Source organism: Afipia sp. MLSD5-FHT05B12, from assembly GCF_058793355.1.
Map to the genome: position 1 here is coordinate 471,937 of NZ_JBXAFS010000002.1, position 16,344 is coordinate 488,280.

Genomic DNA, 16,344 nt, shown 5'->3' on the forward strand with positions numbered 1-16,344 from the left:
CGTGCGCGCGGGAACAGGTTTTAAGCTTGCAACCTGACGCCGACGATTTATCGTGATTTCATAACAGCAGACTAAAGCTGAAAGGATTTTGTCATGAGTGCGCGCCCGCAGACCAAGGACAAGCCAGCCAAGGCGACATTCCAGTGGGATGATCCATTCCTGCTCGACGAGCAGTTGACCGAGGACGAGCGCATGATCCGCGACACCGCGCGTGCTTACGCCCAGGACAAGCTGCTGCCGCGCGTGACGCAGGCCTATGTCGAGGAGAAGACCGATCGCGAAATTTTCAACGAGATGGGCGAACTCGGCCTGATCGGCATCACGCTGCCTGAGGAATATGGCTGTGCCAATGCAAGCTATGTGGCTTACGGCCTGGTCGCGCGCGAGATCGAGCGCGTCGATTCGGGCTACCGCTCGATGAACAGCGTGCAGTCGTCTCTGGTGATGTATCCGATCTACGCCTATGGCGACGAGACCCAGCGCAAGAAGTATCTGCCCAAGCTCGCCACCGGCGAGTGGGTCGGCTGCTTTGGCCTGACCGAACCGGATGCCGGATCCGATCCCGATGGCATGAAAACCCGCGCCGAGAAGGTCGCCGACGGCTATCGCCTGACCGGTTCGAAGATGTGGATTTCCAACGCGCCGATCGCCGACGTGTTTGTGGTGTGGGCGAAGTCCGCCGCGCATGACAACAAGGTCCGTGGTTTCATTCTCGAAAAGGGCATGAAGGGCCTCTCCGCGCCGAAGATCGGCGGCAAGCTGTCACTGCGCGCCTCGATTACCGGCGAAATCGTGATGGACGGCGTCGTGGTTCCGGAAAGCGCGCTGCTCCCCAACGTCTCAGGTCTGGCTGGTCCGTTCGGCTGCCTCAACCGCGCCCGCTACGGCATTTCGTGGGGCGCGATGGGCGCCGCGGAAGACTGCTTTCAGCGAGCGCGGCAATACACGCTCGACCGCAAGCAGTTCGGCCGGCCGCTGGCGGCGACGCAGCTCGTGCAGAAGAAGCTTGCCGACATGGAAGCCGAAATCGCGCTCGGCCTTCAGGGCTCGCTCCGCGTCGGCCGCCTGATGGACGAAGGCAAGATGGCGCCCGAGATGATCTCGATCATGAAGCGCAACAACTGCGGCAAGGCGCTCGACATCGCCCGCGTCGCGCGCGACATGCACGGCGGCAACGGCATTTCGAGCGAGTATCACGTGATGCGCCATGCGCAGAACCTCGAGACCGTGAATACCTATGAGGGCACCCACGACGTGCATGCTCTCATTCTCGGCCGCGCCATCACCGGCATTCAGGCGTTTTCGTAACGCCTTGTCGGGTGAGGACTGAACTTGAGCGATAACGACGACATTCCGTTCAATCGGGATTTTGCTCTCGCGCCCGGCGTCGTGGACGAAGTCGTCCCCGGCGTGAGGCGGGTCCTGTGCAACAATCCCAGCCCGTTCACGTTCACCGGAACGGTGAGCTACATCGTCGGCAAGGGCAATGTCGCGATCATCGATCCGGGCCCGGCCGACGAAGCCCACATCCAGGCGTTGCTCGACGCGGTGCGCGGCGAGACCGTGACCCATATCCTTCTCACTCATACCCACAAGGACCATTCGCCCGGCACGCCGCGTCTCAAAGCCGCGACCGGTGCAACGGTTTACGCCGAAGGTCAGCATCGGGCCTCGCGTCCGCGTCATGGCAGCGAGCTTGCGCCGACCGAGTCCGGTGCCGACTACGAGTTTCGCCCGGACGTGATTCTGAAGGATGGTGAAATCGTCACCGGCGACGGCTGGCAGCTCGAGGCGGTTGCGACGCCGGGACACACAGCCAACCACATGGCTTTCGCGTGGGCCGAGCGCAAGCTGATGTTCGTGGGCGACCATGTGATGGGCTGGTCGACGTCGATCGTCGCGCCGCCGGACGGATCGATGGTCGATTACATGGCCTCGCTTGAACGGCTGGCCCGGCGCGGCGAGCAGCTCTATTTCTCCGGTCATGGCCCGGAAATCCCCGACGCCGTGCGGTTCGTGAAGTTTCTCATTCGTCACCGCAAGGCGCGCGAGGCTTCGATCCTCCACCGGCTTGGCAAGGGTGAAGCGGATATTCCGACCATCGTGCGCGCCAGCTATATCGGCATCGATCCACGGCTGATCGGTGCGGCGGGTTATTCGGTGCTGGCGCACCTTGAAGATCTGGTTGCGCGCGACGTTGTCGCGACCGATGGCGATCCCACCATCGACGGCACCTATCGCTTGGTCGCGCCCTTGGCCTGAGGCTTGGCCGGGGTGATCAGCTTCTTCACCGGTTGGGCGGTGTCGACGGCGTCATTGAGTTCTTCGGCAAATTTGACGATGCGGGCGGCATTGGTGCCGAGGTCGTGTTCGAAATAGCGGGATGATGAACGAAGGTCGACGCGCGCTCCATCGCCGTCGGGCATGACACGGATCGCGACGTCTTCCCGGAAACCCATGATCGGTGTTCGCGCAACGGCTTCGATGCGGCCGATCCTTTGGGGAGGCAGCGGCGCGCGTTCGTCGATCACCAGCCACTTGTGCCGGTTCACCAGACGCAGTGCCATCTCGTAAGCCTTCTGGACCGGCACATCGATGTTGATGGGCTCCACGTCCGGATAGGCGATGCGCTGCTGTTCGGCTGAATAGAGTCCTGCATAAACGGCGGGATTCGCACCATCGCCGGCGCGCAGCCGCGCCAGTGCCTCAAACCGGGGCGGATCGATCGGATCGGTGGTGATGTCGTGAATTGCCGGCAGCGTGCGGTACTGGAAGGCGAGGTAGGCCGGGTAGGCGAGGATCGCGGCGTCGATCATGAAAGCCAGCAGAATGCGGCTCATGCCGCGCGAGCCGTTCTGCCAGATTGCTGCGAAGGCCGCGAGGCCGACAAGGATGGACAGGCCGGCACAGGCGAGCGCGCCGAAGAACGCCGTCAGAGCCGGCTTGAAGTCAAGAAATCCAAACCGGACGATGATGACCGCAACAATTGATGAGATCAGCGAAAACACTGCGAGGCGGCGCGACCACGACGCAAGAGCGGAAACCGGCTCCATCTGGTAAGCGGCAGCAATTCGGCGGGCCATGCCTCGATCATCCATTCTGGCGCGGCTGAACAGGCGCGCGCCGGTCAACTAGCGCATTTTCAGGGCCAGTGGGAAGCGGTTCGGGTCAGGAATCCGGAAACGGCCAACAACCGGCACGAAAATGCCCGGCACGAGGCCGGGCATGATTTTTGGAATCAGTCACTTCGCCGGGGTCAGGCCGCCGCGGTCGGGAATTGGTAGTTCTTGAATTGGTCCCGAAGCGCGGTCTTCAGGATCTTGCCGGTGGCGGTGTGTGGAATGGCGTCCACGAACTGCACGTCGTCCGGCATCCACCATTTGGCGATCTTGCCGTCCATGTATTGCAGGATCTCCTCGCGGTTCGCCTTCTGCTCCGGCTTGAGCTGCACGATCAGCAGCGGACGCTCATCCCACTTCGGATGATGAACGCCGATCACCGCGGCTTCCAGCACCTTCGGATGGCCGACCGCGAGGTTCTCGAGATCGATCGACGAAATCCATTCACCGCCCGACTTGATGACGTCCTTGGAGCGGTCGGTGATCCGCATGTAGGCGTCGGCATCGATGGTGGCGACGTCGCCGGTGTCGAAGAAGCCATTGTCGTCGAGGATGTTGGTCTCGACGCGGTAATAGCCTTTGGACACCGCCGGCCCGCTCACCTTGAGGCGGCCGAAGGTCTTGCCATCCCACGGCAGTTCCTTGCCGTTGTCGTCGGTGATCTTCATCTGCACACCGAACGGCGGATAACCCTGCGTTTGCAGGATATCGAGCCGGGGGTCGCCGGTCAGCGTCGCGAATGGCGGCTTGAGTGCGCCCAATGTACCAATCGGGCTCATCTCGGTCATGCCCCAGGCGTGGCGAACATCGACGCCTTGATCGACGAATGCCTTGATCATGGAGCGCGGCATTGCCGAGCCGCCACAGATCAGGACTTTCAGATCAGGCAGTGTCTTCTTTTCGGCGGCCATGTATTGCAGCAGCATCAGCCACACCGTCGGCACCCCGGCGGTATAGGTCACCTTCTCGGTCGAAAGCAGTTCATAGACCGACGCGCCGTCGAGCTTGGCGCCCGGCATCACCAGCTTGGTGCCCATGGAAGGCGCGGAGAATGCGATGCCCCAGCTGTTGGCGTGGAACAGGGGCACCACCGGCAACATGGTGTCGCTCGCGCGGGTGCCGAGCGCGTCTGTGTTGTTGGCCATCAGCGCGTGAAGAACATTTGAGCGATGCGAGTAGAGCACTCCCTTCGGATCGCCCGTGGTGCCCGAGGTGTAGCACATCGCGGCCGCGGTATTCTCGTCGAATTCCTTCCACTGAAAATTGCCGTCGACCTCGGCGAGCCACTCTTCATAGGAGATCGCGTTCGTCAGTGTGGTCTGCGGCATGTGAGCCTTGTCGGTGAACACGATAAAGCGTTCGACGGACGGCATCTTGTCGGCGATCTTTTCCAGCAGCGGAACGAAAGTAAGATCCGTCATCATGATGCGGTCTTGCGCATGATTGACGATCCAGACGATCTGGTCCGGGAACAGCCGCGGATTGACGGTATGGCAAATGGCGCCGATGCCCATGATGCCGTACCATGCTTCGAGATGACGCCAGGTGTTCCATGCGATGGTGGCGACGCGGTCCCCGATCTTGATGCCATGCCTGTCGAGCTGCTGGCCGACTTTCAGCGCGCGGGCACGAATTTCGGCGTAATTGGTGCGATGAATAGGCCCTTCGACCGATCTCGTCACGACTTCCTGCTTGCCGTGAATCGCCGCTGCGTGATCGATAATCCGATGACACAACAAGGGCCAATTTTGCATCAATCCAAGCATTCGGTATTCCCTCCTCAAGACGTTTTTTGTTGGTGTGATCGGTGCTCCCCGAAGGGATTGGAATGAACTTTAGCGCGGACCACGCGGCCCGCAAATGGCCTTCTGACTGGCATGCCACGGGCCGGTTGCCGGTGCTCTTTTTTTTAGCGCTGGCGGGGGTCCTTACCTGTGCGGCCTCAATGGAGGCAAGTGCTAATGTGCCGTTGCCGCGGCCACGGCCTGTTGACGCTCCCGCCACGGCAGCGCCCGAGGGGGCCCCTGCCGATCAGGCACCGCCCCCACAAGGGCCTGCGGAAGTCAAACCGCCTGAGCTGTCGGTGTGCAGGAAGGCGCTGACCGAAGATATCGCGATTGCACCTTCGATCCCTTCCATCAAAGGGCCTGGCGGGTGCGGCGGCGACGATCTGGTGCGCCTTGAGGCGATCGTGCTGTCGCCCACCCAGCGGGTGGCGCTGAAGCCTGCCGCGATCCTGCGTTGTACGATGGCCGCCGCGGTCGCTGACTGGATTCGCTCCGACGTGGTGCCGCTGGCGGCGAAGCTCGGCACCACCATCAGCGAACTCGATAACTTCGATTCGTTCGAATGCCGTGGCCGCAATCGCGTCAGGGGTGCGAAGCTCTCCGAGCACGGGCTTGCCAACGCGCTCGACGTGAGAGGCATGACGTTTGCGAACGGCAGCACGCTGTCGCTGACCGATCGTGCTGCGCCGCGCGAAATCCGAGAGAAGGTGCTGGCGTCGGTCTGCACGCGTTTTACCACGGTGCTTGGGCCGGGTTCGGACTGGTATCACGAGGATCACATCCACCTGGACCTCGCCCAGCGGCGCAGCAACTACAAACTATGCCAGTGGGGCGTCTACGATCCGCTGCCGGAGGTCGCGCCGCTGATGCCGGCCGAGCGGCCGGAGGAGGCTCCCCCGCGCCCGGCCGCGGAAGAGAAGGCTGCATCCGGGACGCCGTCCGAGGTACCGGAAGCCGGTTCAGCGGATGATGAGGGCAAGCCGGCGGCGTCTGCCAAGCCGCAGCGGAAGCCATGGCGGCAGAACAGACTTCAATAAAAAAAGCGCCGGATGACCGGCGCTTTTTTCAACTCAGCGAATGCTTAGAACGGACCCGTTCCGCCGCCGGCGCCTTGCAGCGCCATTTTCGAATTGTACGGCGAGTCGCCCTGCTTCGGATCGAGTACCACGACCACCGTGCCCTGCTTGGCGCGGCTGTAGAGATCGATCACATCCTCGTTGGTCATGCGGATGCAGCCCGAGGAAATCGATGCGCCGATATATTCCGGCTGGTTGGTGCCGTGAATGCGGAACAGCGTGTCGCGATTGCCCTGATAGAGATACAGCGCGCGTGCGCCGAGCGGGTTGTCCGGGCCACCGGGGACCGACTGCGGCAGGCCTTCGATGCGCTTGTGGATGTCAGCAGTGGGGGTCCACTTCGGCCATTCCTGCATGTTGCCGACACGGGCGATGCCGGAGAACGCGAGAGCCTCTTCGCCGACGGTGATGCCGTAGCGGATCGCCTTCCCGCCTTCGAGCACGTAGTAGAGATAGTGGTTGTCGGAATCGACGACGATCGAACCCGGCGATTCCTTGCGATGATAGTTGACGATCGCGCGCCGGAACGGTTCTGCGACCGGCACCTTCTCATAACGGGCCTTGGCCAGAAGCTCCTTGTCGCGGGGCTTCAGGCTTGCCTCCGGAGATTTCTCGTAAGTGGCCGAGGTCGCCTGCATGCAGCCGGCGAGCGAAAGACCTGCGAGGAGAACGATAATTTTTGAGCCGAACGAGGACATTCCGAAGTTCCAAATGGGCGCGGGGCGTGTCTTCACGCCAAATCTAGCCGGAAGAAGTTTCCGATTTCGTTACCCCTATTTGCGCCGAAACGAGCCGTTTTTCCAGTGTTTCCATGCTGGTTTTGCCATGCAGCACGTCACCTGTGGCATTTACGCCTCAGGAGAAGGGGCGATTAAACCGGAGGCTGCCTAAAGGCCCGGCAAGGCCCGGATTTTCGCCCCTCGGACCTATCCCGCGAGCCGGGCTCAAGGCGTGTCGTCCCGGAGGTGCCCGGCGAATCGCTCGCCGTCCTGGATCGAGCGCGGCTGGACTGTCATGTCCGTTCAAGAAAGCGATCACGTCCCCGTTATTCAGTCCGGGTGGGGACAGTCCGTGACAGATCGCCTGTCCGGCCAGCCTGTCCTCGATTCGCCGGTCGCGCCGTCCCCCGCGTGACGGTTGTGTGTCGTGTCGCCGTACTTGCAGGAATCGGAAAGATTGCGCTTTGAGAGCAGATAGACGACACGTTGTTCGCGAAAGAGATTCCGGGAGTGGCCTATGTTGTCGGTGTTCGTTCCAACCGCGTCTTCATTGAAAAAGTTCGATGACGTCGAGGCCGACGGGCTGCCGCCGAATGCGATCTGGATCGACCTCAAGACGCCTTCGCCCGGCGAGGACAAGGCGGTCGAGAAACTGGTCGGCATCGAAATCCCGACCCGCGAAGACATGCAGGAAATCGAGATTTCCAGCCGTCTCTATATCGAAAACAACGCGCGCTATATGACCGCGACCTTGATGTGCGCGACTGACTCGGGCAACCCGCGCACCACGCCGGTGACGTTCATCCTGACCGATCATCGCTTGGTCACCGTGCGTTACGACGAACCGAAGCCTTTTGCGCTGATCGCGGCAAAGCTTGCGCGCAGCTGTCCCGCCAGCATTACAGGTGACGGTATCCTGCTTGAACTGCTTGATGGCGTGATTGATCGCTGCGCCGACATTCTGGAGCGCGCCGGCGCGGATGTGGACGCGGTTTCTTCGCAGATTTTCGAACCTTCCGCCGAGCGCGGCCATGCACGAACCTATTCGCAAATTCTTCTGACCATCGGCAAGAAGGGCGACCTCACCTCGAAGGTCCGCGAGAGCCTCGTCTCGATCGGCCGGCTGATTTCCTTCGTCACCGTCGAGACCGATGCCGGACGCTGGAGCAAGGAGCAGAAGGCGCAGTTCAAGACTTTGCAGCGCGACGTGTCATCGCTGACGGATCACGCCTCTTATTTGTCGAACAAGATTACTTTTGTACTCGATGCCATGCTCGGCGTTGTCAATCTTGAGCAGAACAACATCATCAAGCTGTTTTCGGTGATGGCGGTGGTGCTGATGCCGCCGACACTGATTGCGTCGATCTACGGCATGAACTTCAAGATGATGCCGGAACTGGAACAGCCATGGGGCTACCCATCGGCGCTGATCGCGATGCTCATTGCAGCGATCGGGCCATATCTGTTTTTCAAATGGAAGCGGTGGCTGTAACTATTTCGCGAGTTTTGCAATCGCGGCCCTGATCGATCGCGCCGCGCTGTCGTAATCGGCCCATGCCTTGGTCTTCGCGAGCAGCGCAGGCACCGTTCGCAGGGTATATTTCATCGGATCAAGATCGCTGCGCATCTGCGTCCATGTCATCGGCATCGACACCGGCGCACCCTTGCGCGCGCGTGGCGACAACGGTGCCACCGCCGTCGATGTCCGGTCGTTGCGCAGATAGTCGAGGAAGATTTTGCCCCCGCGCTGCTTCTTCGACATGTTGAGCAGGTAGTGCTCGGGGCTGTCCGCCGCCATTTGCCGGCATACGGTCTGCGCGAATGCCTTGGCGGTCTTCCAGTCGATCTTGTCCTTCTTTGCATCCTTCAGCGGCGTGACGACATGCAGTCCCTTGCCGCCGGTGGTCTTGCAGAAGCTTTCCAGCCCGACGTCCGTCAATCGTTCGCGCATCTCGCGTGCCGCGTCGACCACAGCGGAGAACGCGACGTCGGGCGAAGGATCGAGATCGAAGACAAGCCGTCCAGGAACATCGGGCTCGTTCGGCGCACAGTTCCAGGGATGCAGTTCGAGTCCGCCGATCTGAGCCACCGCGACAAGGCCTTCCACACGATCGATCTGCACATACGGCTTCTTGTCGCCGGAGACCTTCACGAGATCGAGCAATTTCGACATGCCGGTCATGGCGTGGCGTTGAAAGAAAGTCTCTCCTCCGATTCCATCCGGGGCCCGGATGATAGAGCAGGGCCGGCCCTTGATATGCGAGATCAGCCAGTCGCCGACCTGCTCCATGTAGTGAGCGAGATCGAGCTTGGTGACGGGTTCGCCGTCGCCGCCATCGGGCCACATCGCCTTGTCGGGGTTGGAGATCGTGACGCCCATGACGGTGTTATCGTCATTGCGCGAGGACCTGCGTGCGGCAGGAGCCTTGCCGTTCGTCTTCGCGGACAGCGTTGCGACATGGATATTGGCTGGCCTGTCTGCGGTTACCTCGCTTGCTGACTTATCCTTGCGCAATCCTTTGAACGCAGCCTGACGAACCATGTTGTCTTCTGTCCAGCCGGCAAATTCGATCTCAGCGACGAGTTCGGGTTTCAGCCAGTGCATGTCGGATGTTTTCTTCGGCGCGCCCTCACCGCCGAAGGGGCTCTTTGCTGCTACGTTTGCCTTCAGCTCAGGCATGATCCGCTTGACCGTGGCCTGTCCATAGCCTGTGCCGACGACGCCGACATAGGCGAGGTGACCATTTCGCGGCACGCCGACCATCAGTGAGCGGAACTTGCCGCCGTTGCTTTTCCATCCGCCGATCACGACCTCATGGCCAGCGCGGACCTTCGCCTTGGTCCAGCTGCCGGAGCGTCCAGAACGATAGGGGGCGGTGATTTTCTTCGACACGATGCCCTCGAGAGACAACGCGCGGGCGGATTCCATGATGGCGTTGCCGTTGGACTCGAAATGCTCGACGTAGCGGATGGTTCCCTCATCCCGCTTTCGCTTGCCGTCGAGCAGAATCCGGAGCCGTTTCTTTCGCTCCGATAACGGAAGCGGCTGCAAATCCGCGCCCTTCGCGAACAGGAGATCGAACGCAAAGAAGATCAGATTGTCCGTCTTCTCATCGGACAGTGCCGCCTGCAACGAGGCAAAACTTGGATGGCCTTCGTGATCGAGCGCGACGATCTCGCCATCGATGATGGCATCGGGAAGTTTCTCTGCCTGTTTCGCGATCGCCGAGAACTTGTCAGTCCAGTCGAGACCCTTGCGCGTGCTTAGCGTCACGTCGCCGTTCTGGATCCGCATCTGGACCCGGTAGCCGTCGAACTTGATCTCATGCACCCAGTTGCTGCCGGAGGGAGGGTTGTCGACGGATGCACACAACTGCGGCTCGACGAAATCGGGGAGCGTCGTAGCGCGCTTTCCAGCGGATTTTTCGTTGCTGGCGGCAGGTCTTTCCTTCGCGGTCGAGGTCCTGGCGTGGCCTTTCTTTCGCTCGTCAGCCGCAAGGCCTTTGTTCGAATCCCATATGGCATCCGCACCCGCGCGTTTCGATTTGCCTGTCATGAACGGCGTGGGACCTTTGCCCTTGCCGGCAGCGATCTCGGCCATTGTGCGGCCTGAGGCGACGGATGTGTCGTCGTCGAGGATGTTGTTCGCTTTGCCTTCGCGGGCATACTCGTCGCGATGTTTGATCAAGAGCCAGTTCGTGCGTTTGCCCCCGTTGCGGTCGTGCTTCATGCGCACCAGCACCCACTCGCCATGGAGTTTGCCTCCTTCCAGCGCGAACTTGAGATCGCCTTTCTTGAAGCCGCGCTCGGGATCGTCCGACAGCCAGTAGCCGCGATCCCAGATCATCACGGTGCCGCCGCCATACTGTCCTTTGGGGATGGTGCCTTCGAAGTCGCCGTAGTCGAGCGGATGATCTTCCACCTCGACGGCCAGACGCTTGTCTTTCGGGTCAAGAGAAGGTCCGCGCGTCACGGCCCATGATTTGAAGACGCCGCCGAACTCTAGCCGGAGGTCGTAATGCAGCCGCGTAGCATCGTGCTTTTGAATGACAAAACGCCGCGCCTTGGCCGGCGCTACGCGCGCGCGGCCGCTCGGCTCGGCCGTCTTGGTGAAATCACGTTTTGTTCGGTAAACCTTAAGTTTCTTTTGGGCCACGGCGAGGCATTCCCAACGGTGCAATAGACACGGAACAATGTATCATGCGCTATCGGGCGGGAGTTCAGGAACCAAAACCTGCGGCTCCTGTTGAGGTTCCGTCCCAGGTCATGCGTTTGAGTTGGAGGTCGCCGATGTTGCTGCGTGCGTACTGGAAGGGTTCGCTGAAGCTGTCGCTGGTCACTTGCCCGGTAGCGCTCTATCCCGCCTCGACCACGGTCGAACGAACCCGTTTTCACATGATCAATACCGAGACCGGCAACCGGTTGAAGCAGCAGATGGTCGATTCCGAGACCGGCGAAGTGGTCGAGAAGGAACAGAAGGGCCGCGGCTACGAAGTCAGCAAGGGCGAGTACGTCCAGATCGAAAAGGAAGAGCTGGAATCCGTACAGCTCGAAAGCAACCACACCATCGACATCGACAACTTCGTGCCGCGCGACGAGATCGACCGCAGATATCTGGACAGTCCCTATTACATGGTGCCGGACGGTAACGCCGGCATTGATGCCTTCGCAGTCATCCGCGATGCAATGAAAGATCAGGATCGCGTGGCGCTCGCGCGCGTCGTGTTGTCAAATCGCGAACGCATCGTGGCGATCGAACCACTCGGCAAGGGTCTGCTCGCCACCACATTGCGATATGCCTATGAGGTGCGAAACGAGGAAGATTTCTTCGCCGACATCAAGACGCCGAAAATCTCGAAAGACATGGTCGAACTCGCCGCGCATATTCTCGATAGCAAGGCGGCTAACTTCGACGCCTCAAAATTCGAGGATGAATACGAAAACGCGCTGAAAGCGCTGGTCAAACAGAAGGCGTCCGGCAAGACCATCAAGTCTGCCGAGAAGCCTGCGAAGGCCGACAACGTCATCAGTCTCATGGATGCCTTGAAACAGAGCCTGAAGGGTAAGGCCCCCGCGCAGCGTCCGGCGCGTGCGTCTCGTCCGGCACCGCGTACTGCAAAGAAAGCAGGCCGCTCGACCGCGCGTCAGAGAAAGGCCGGCTAGTTTACACCGCCTGCGCGGCGAGCAGCTTTTCACGCAGCGCCTTGATATCGGCGGTCAGCTTCATCACCTCGGGAATCGTGAGGTTGGTGGAGCAGCCGATCGCCCGCGGAATCTCAACCGCCTTCTGCTTCAGTTCGGTGCCTTTGGGCGTCAACTGGATTCGCACGACCCGTTCGTCGTCCTGATCGCGTGTCCGGCGCACCATGCCGGCGGTCTCAAGCCGTTTGAGGAGCGGGGTGAGTGTGCTCGATTCCAGCAAGAGCTTTTCGCCGATCTCGCCAACCGTTCTGCCGTCTTTTTCCCACAGCACGGCCATCACCAGGTACTGCGGGTAGGTCAGCCCCAGCGGGTCGAGCAGGGGCTTGTACAGCCGCGTAAAGGCATGCCCCGCCGAGTACAGGGCGAAGCAGACGAAATTATCAATCTTCAACAGATCGTCCGGAGTCGGTCGGGCGGCCATGGCCTGTTCCTCAAGTTTGTCCGGTGAGCGGACCGTCTCCTTATTTAGGACGCGCACGATTGAATCGCGCAACGCATTTTTGCAGGGCAGTCATTCCAAATTCGTATTGCACGATTATATCGTGCGCGATATATGTTGCGTCATTCAGTTCCCGGGCGGGAGGCAGCGCAAGGTTGCCGGTCCGTCTCTCGAGTGAAACCCAAGGAGAAAGTCCATGCCCACGAAAGTTCTCTACCGCACCCAGGCCACAGCAACCGGCGGCCGTGACGGCAAAGCTTCGACCACGGACGGTGCGTTCCAGGTCAGCCTTTCGACCCCGAAGGAACTCGGCGGCGGTGGCGGACCGGGCAACAATCCCGAGCAGCTTTTCGCAGCCGGCTATTCAGCTTGCTTCATTGGCGCCATGAAGGCGGTCTCGGGAACGGTTGGCGTCAAGGTGCCGGCGGATGCGACGGTAATGGCTGATGTGGGTATTGGCCCGCGTTCGGAAGGCGGCTTCGGCCTCGATGTCGCGCTGACCGTGGCGCTGCCGGGCGTTGCGCGTGCCGATGCAGAGAAGCTGGTCGCTACCGCGCACCAGGTCTGCCCGTATTCCAACGCCACGCGCAACAACCTCGACGTCAAGATCGCGGTCGTCTGATTGCAGCGGGAGATCAAGCACAAGAGCGGGGCCTCGGCTCCGCTCTTTTTGTTTTGACCTCACACGTGCTGGCCACCGTTGATGTGAATCTCGGCGCCATTCACGTAGGAGCTGGTCTCCGTGCATAGCACGTAGATGATCTTCGCCACTTCATCCGGTGTGCCGAGCCGGTGCATCGGAATCTGTTCGTGAACGATCTTGTCGGTGCCCGGCGACAGGATCGACGTGTCGATCTCGCCCGGCGCGATGGCGTTGACACGCACCCCGACGCGGCCGAAGTCGGACGCCATCTCCCGCGTCAACGCGGCGAGCGCCGCTTTCGATGTCGCATAAGCCGCGCCCGCGAATGGATGCACGCGCGAGCCCGCGATCGACGTGACGTTGACCACCGATCCCTTCACCGCTTTCAGTTCTTCAATCAGCCCGCGGGCCAGCATCACCGGCGCGAAGAAGTTCACACGGAACACATGGCTCCAGACATCGACGTCGGTGTCGATCGAGCCCATCCGTGCGCCGCCTTCTCCCTTGGGCGAGATCGCCGCGTTGTTGACCAGCGCATGCAGCGCGCCGCCATTGAGCCGTTCCCGGATTTCATCGATGGCTCTTGCAGTGTCCTTGTGGTCGGCGAGGTCGACCTGGATGTGGTCCTCGGGGCCGGCGTCCCAGGGGCATTGCTCGGGAAACGGATGGCGCGAGCAGGTGATGACACGCCAGCCTGCGCTGGAGAAGCGGATCACGGTGGCGTGGCCGATGCCGCGGCTGGCGCCGGTCAGCAGCAGGGTGCGCTTGGGCGCGTTGGAATCGGCGGGAGTTGAAGTCGGCATGAATGAGGGTCTCGCCTTCGGGCGTTAGTGTTCGGTGAGTTACGGATAGAGCCGCGTCTTGCTCCACTCGGCATCGGGAGCCGCGCGTTGGAATTCGATGCGGTCGTGCAGGCGGAATGGGCGGTCGTGCCAGAATTCGAAGGCTTGCGGCGCGATCCGCCACCCGCTCCAGCCGGGGGGGCGGGGGACCTCGCCGATGGCATATTTCGCGGCGTTGAGCGCAATGGCCTTCTCGAACGCCATCCGGCTTTCCAGCGGCTGCGACTGCTTGCTGGCCCACGCGCCGATCTGCGCCTGCTTCGGCCGGGTGGCGAAATAGGCATCGGCCTCTGCATCGGTGACCCGGCTCACGGTGCCACGGATACGGACCTGCCGGCGCAGCGATTTCCAGTGAAACAGCAGTGCGGCCTTTGGGGTTGCCGCGAGCTCCCGGCCCTTGGCGCTGCCGATGTGGCTGTAAAACACGAAACCGGCGGTATCGAAGCCCTTCAGCAGCACCATCCGCACGTCCGGCAGCCCGTCAGGGTCCACAGTGGCGAGCGCCATGGCATTGGGATCGTTCGGCTCGGACTTCACGGCCTCGGCAAACCACACCGCAAACAGCCCAAAAGGCTCGTCCGCGGCGGTGAAATCACCGGAAATTAACTCGGCTGGGGTTTTGATGGAGTGTGGACCGTTCATGTCTGGAGTATCCGGTTGCGTACCCTGGCGCTTCTTCGTGCCAAGCGTGTTCTCTGGCGTTCCCTATATAGGGTACGCGAGGGCCGCGGCCTATCGCCGATCGGGCTTGTCACGGCTGCTGTGCTGGTGGCTGTCGGCTGCTCGGCCGGGGGATGCAGCATGGGCCCCTTCGGCAAGGACGCCAAGAAGGACGATCTCTCGGACGTCACCGGCTCGATCAGCCCGATTATCCGCTCCCACGACGACACCAATCTTACCGACGCCGACCTCGCGCTGGCGCGCAATGCCGCCTCCGATGTGCTGACTCGCGGCCAGAAGGACGTCAGCCAGCCGTGGGAAAATCCTGAAACCGGCGCGCGCGGCTCGGTCACGCCGCTGGCCTCGACCTATACCAGTGAGGGCCGGACCTGCCGGGATTTCCTTGCCAGCTATGTGCGCGGCGCCAATGAGGGCTGGCTGCAAGGTGAAGCCTGCCAGCAGGGCAAGGGACCCTGGGAAATTCGGAACCTGAAGCCCTGGAAGCGCAGTTGACGGTTGCGGGATTGTCACGAAAACACCACATCAGGGCAAAGGGCCGGTCGGCCAAACCCAAACCTGAATTCCTGCAAGGAGACCTGACGGATGCGCGACCCCTATGAGGTCCTGGGGGTGCAGCGGGGTGCCACTGCTGCGGCGATCAAGAGCGCCTATCGCAAGCTCGCCAAGAAGCACCACCCCGATGCCAACAAGGGCGACCCCAAAGCGGCCGAACGCTTTTCCGAACTGAATCTGGCGAACGAAATCCTCGGCGACGAGGACAAGCGCAAGCAGTTCGATCGCGGCGAGATCGATGCCGAGGGCAAACCGAAGTTTCAGGGTTTCGACGGCGGCTTCCCCGGAGGCGGCGGTGGTCGCCGCGCGGGTCCGGGCGGCTTCGAATACTCTTTCCGCACCGGCGGCGGGCATCCGGGTGGACCCGGCGCAGGCGGTTTCGCCAGCGGCGGCGCGTTCGAGGACATTCTCAAAAGCATGTTCGGCGGCCAGGCCGGCGCTGGCATGGGGGCTGGCGGTCCGCGCGGCGGCGCGAGCACGTTCGAATACGACACACCATTCGCCACCGATCTCGACGTCGCCGTCACCATGACGGTCGCGCTCGAGGAAGCCGTCAACGGCGCGACGCGGCGCGTCCGCTTGCCGACCGGCAAGGAGCTCAACGTCAAGATTCCGCCAGGCGTTACATCCGGCCAGCAGATCCGCCTCAAGGGGCAGGGCGAAACCGCGCCCGGCCATCGTCCCGGCGATGTGCTGATCACCGTGAACATCGCGCCGCATCCCTATTTCAAGATCGACGGCAACGACCTGCGCCTCGATCTGCCGGTCACGCTGTACGAGGCTGTACTCGGTGCGAAAGTCCGCGTGCCGACGCTTGACAGCGCGGTGCATCTCTCGATCCCGAAGAACACCTCATCAGGGCGGACGTTCCGCCTCAAGGGCAAGGGCCTGCCGATCAAGGGGGTGTCGGGCGCCGACGGGTTCGGCGATCTTTACGTCACCACGCGTATCGTGCTGCCTGACGCCAACGATGCGGAGCTCGAAGCGCTGATGGAAAAATGGCGTACCGAGCATCCCGCCAATCCACGCAAGGATTTTGAATAGCGGCGCTTTGGCGTCATTGTTCGAAAATCCCTCCGCGTCGTACCTTGATGTCTGTAAGAAAGACGTGGATCACCGGGTCATAGGCGTTCTTTAGAACGCCGTTCTTCGAACGGGTATGCCCGGTGATGACGATCGTGGGTGTTGAAGCTGCATGAGGGTCCGGCTTCGCGATTTTTCTCCATGTCGTCCCCGCGCAAGCGGTTCTTATCCCTCCCCCTTGTGGGGAGGGTGGCGCGTTGT

General features: G+C 61.6%; 16 protein-coding genes. 8 read left to right on the forward strand and 8 right to left on the reverse strand.

The window, feature by feature from the left end; translation table 11 throughout:
* Positions 1–93: 93 nt before the first annotated feature.
* Both AC1Q6J_RS04505 and AC1Q6J_RS04510 read left to right on the forward strand, forming a co-directional pair.
* On the forward strand, positions 94–1,308 hold the full coding sequence (locus AC1Q6J_RS04505; RefSeq protein WP_492278127.1) for an acyl-CoA dehydrogenase: 1,215 nt from the start codon (positions 94–96) through the stop codon (positions 1,306–1,308).
* Between the two features lie 24 nt (positions 1,309–1,332).
* Positions 1,333–2,262, forward strand: coding sequence for an MBL fold metallo-hydrolase (locus AC1Q6J_RS04510; protein WP_492278128.1), 930 nt, complete (start codon positions 1,333–1,335; stop codon positions 2,260–2,262).
* Here AC1Q6J_RS04510 and AC1Q6J_RS04515 read toward each other — a convergent pair.
* Both AC1Q6J_RS04515 and AC1Q6J_RS04520 read right to left on the reverse strand, forming a co-directional pair.
* A complete protein-coding gene (locus AC1Q6J_RS04515; protein ID WP_492278129.1) occupies positions 2,235–3,083 on the reverse strand; it encodes a DUF1499 domain-containing protein in 849 nt (282 codons plus the stop codon). The two genes, AC1Q6J_RS04510 and AC1Q6J_RS04515, sit on opposite strands and share 28 nt — an antisense overlap.
* Before the next feature lie 173 nt (positions 3,084–3,256).
* Positions 3,257–4,885: a fatty-acid--CoA ligase gene (locus tag AC1Q6J_RS04520; protein WP_492278130.1), complete on the reverse strand. Its 1,629-nt coding sequence runs from the start codon at positions 4,883–4,885 to the stop codon at positions 3,257–3,259.
* A 62-nt stretch (positions 4,886–4,947) separates the two neighbouring features.
* Here AC1Q6J_RS04520 and AC1Q6J_RS04525 point away from each other — a divergent pair, with 62 nt between their 5' ends.
* Positions 4,948–5,943, forward strand: a complete 996-nt coding sequence (locus AC1Q6J_RS04525; protein ID WP_492278131.1) for an extensin-like domain-containing protein — start codon at positions 4,948–4,950, stop codon at positions 5,941–5,943.
* Between the two features lie 44 nt (positions 5,944–5,987).
* On the opposite strand, the gene AC1Q6J_RS04530 is transcribed toward AC1Q6J_RS04525, so the two are convergent.
* Positions 5,988–6,680 carry a L,D-transpeptidase gene (locus tag AC1Q6J_RS04530; protein WP_492278132.1) on the reverse strand — a complete coding sequence of 231 codons (693 nt, stop codon included), beginning with the start codon at positions 6,678–6,680 and terminating at the stop codon, positions 5,988–5,990.
* 538 nt (positions 6,681–7,218) lie between these two features.
* Here AC1Q6J_RS04530 and AC1Q6J_RS04535 point away from each other — a divergent pair.
* A complete protein-coding gene (locus tag AC1Q6J_RS04535) occupies positions 7,219–8,193 on the forward strand; it encodes a magnesium transporter CorA family protein (protein WP_492278133.1) in 975 nt (324 codons plus the stop codon).
* Here the strand turns inward: AC1Q6J_RS04535 and ligD are convergent, their stop codons facing one another.
* Positions 8,194–10,857, reverse strand: coding sequence for a DNA ligase D (gene ligD / locus AC1Q6J_RS04540; protein ID WP_492278134.1), 2,664 nt, complete (start codon positions 10,855–10,857; stop codon positions 8,194–8,196). It lies immediately after the preceding gene.
* Between the two features lie 134 nt (positions 10,858–10,991).
* Here ligD and ku point away from each other — a divergent pair, with 134 nt between their 5' ends.
* Complete coding sequence (gene ku / locus AC1Q6J_RS04545; protein ID WP_492278135.1) at positions 10,992–11,864, forward strand: non-homologous end joining protein Ku; 873 nt, start codon at positions 10,992–10,994, stop codon at positions 11,862–11,864.
* A 1-nt stretch (position 11,865) separates the two neighbouring features.
* Here the strand turns inward: ku and AC1Q6J_RS04550 are convergent, their stop codons facing one another.
* On the reverse strand, positions 11,866–12,324 hold the full coding sequence (locus AC1Q6J_RS04550) for a MarR family winged helix-turn-helix transcriptional regulator (RefSeq protein WP_492278136.1): 459 nt from the start codon (positions 12,322–12,324) through the stop codon (positions 11,866–11,868).
* Positions 12,325–12,538: 214 nt separating this feature from the next.
* Between AC1Q6J_RS04550 and AC1Q6J_RS04555 the strand changes: the two genes are divergently transcribed.
* Complete coding sequence (locus AC1Q6J_RS04555) at positions 12,539–12,964, forward strand: organic hydroperoxide resistance protein (protein ID WP_492278137.1); 426 nt, start codon at positions 12,539–12,541, stop codon at positions 12,962–12,964.
* Between the two features lie 59 nt (positions 12,965–13,023).
* Here the strand turns inward: AC1Q6J_RS04555 and AC1Q6J_RS04560 are convergent, their stop codons facing one another.
* Together AC1Q6J_RS04560 and pdxH are read right to left on the reverse strand one after the other, a co-directional pair.
* Complete coding sequence (locus tag AC1Q6J_RS04560) at positions 13,024–13,788, reverse strand: SDR family NAD(P)-dependent oxidoreductase (protein ID WP_492278138.1); 765 nt, start codon at positions 13,786–13,788, stop codon at positions 13,024–13,026.
* Positions 13,789–13,827: 39 nt separating this feature from the next.
* Positions 13,828–14,469, reverse strand: coding sequence for a pyridoxamine 5'-phosphate oxidase (gene pdxH, locus AC1Q6J_RS04565; RefSeq protein WP_492278139.1), 642 nt, complete (start codon positions 14,467–14,469; stop codon positions 13,828–13,830).
* 15 nt (positions 14,470–14,484) lie between these two features.
* Between pdxH and AC1Q6J_RS04570 the strand changes: the two genes are divergently transcribed.
* Together AC1Q6J_RS04570 and AC1Q6J_RS04575 are read left to right on the forward strand one after the other, a co-directional pair.
* Positions 14,485–15,000, forward strand: a complete 516-nt coding sequence (locus AC1Q6J_RS04570; protein WP_492278140.1) for an RT0821/Lpp0805 family surface protein — start codon at positions 14,485–14,487, stop codon at positions 14,998–15,000.
* 90 nt (positions 15,001–15,090) lie between these two features.
* The gene (locus tag AC1Q6J_RS04575) at positions 15,091–16,104 is read left to right on the forward strand and encodes a DnaJ C-terminal domain-containing protein (RefSeq protein ID WP_492278141.1); all 1,014 of its coding nucleotides are present in this window, start codon (positions 15,091–15,093) and stop codon (positions 16,102–16,104) included.
* Positions 16,105–16,117: 13 nt separating this feature from the next.
* On the opposite strand, the gene AC1Q6J_RS04580 is transcribed toward AC1Q6J_RS04575, so the two are convergent.
* Positions 16,118–16,344, reverse strand: a 227-nt coding sequence (locus tag AC1Q6J_RS04580) for a hypothetical protein (protein WP_492278142.1), incomplete at its 5' end; no start/stop codon positions are given.

Excerpts from the sequence above, each read along its gene's own strand:
- AC1Q6J_RS04505 (WP_492278127.1), top strand. The coding sequence starts at position 94 with ATGAGTGCGCGCCCGCAGACCAAGGACAAGCCAGCCAAGGCGACATTC.
- AC1Q6J_RS04515 (WP_492278129.1), bottom strand. The coding sequence starts at position 3,083 with ATGGCCCGCCGAATTGCTGCCGCTTACCAGATGGAGCCGGTTTCCGCT.
- AC1Q6J_RS04520 (WP_492278130.1), bottom strand. The coding sequence starts at position 4,885 with ATGCTTGGATTGATGCAAAATTGGCCCTTGTTGTGTCATCGGATTATC.
- AC1Q6J_RS04525 (WP_492278131.1), top strand. The coding sequence starts at position 4,948 with ATGAACTTTAGCGCGGACCACGCGGCCCGCAAATGGCCTTCTGACTGG.
- AC1Q6J_RS04530 (WP_492278132.1), bottom strand. The coding sequence starts at position 6,680 with ATGTCCTCGTTCGGCTCAAAAATTATCGTTCTCCTCGCAGGTCTTTCG.
- AC1Q6J_RS04535 (WP_492278133.1), top strand. The coding sequence starts at position 7,219 with ATGTTGTCGGTGTTCGTTCCAACCGCGTCTTCATTGAAAAAGTTCGAT.
- ku (WP_492278135.1), top strand. The coding sequence starts at position 10,992 with ATGTTGCTGCGTGCGTACTGGAAGGGTTCGCTGAAGCTGTCGCTGGTC.
- AC1Q6J_RS04550 (WP_492278136.1), bottom strand. The coding sequence starts at position 12,324 with ATGGCCGCCCGACCGACTCCGGACGATCTGTTGAAGATTGATAATTTC.
- AC1Q6J_RS04555 (WP_492278137.1), top strand. The coding sequence starts at position 12,539 with ATGCCCACGAAAGTTCTCTACCGCACCCAGGCCACAGCAACCGGCGGC.
- AC1Q6J_RS04560 (WP_492278138.1), bottom strand. The coding sequence starts at position 13,788 with ATGCCGACTTCAACTCCCGCCGATTCCAACGCGCCCAAGCGCACCCTG.
- pdxH (WP_492278139.1), bottom strand. The coding sequence starts at position 14,469 with ATGAACGGTCCACACTCCATCAAAACCCCAGCCGAGTTAATTTCCGGT.
- AC1Q6J_RS04575 (WP_492278141.1), top strand. The coding sequence starts at position 15,091 with ATGCGCGACCCCTATGAGGTCCTGGGGGTGCAGCGGGGTGCCACTGCT.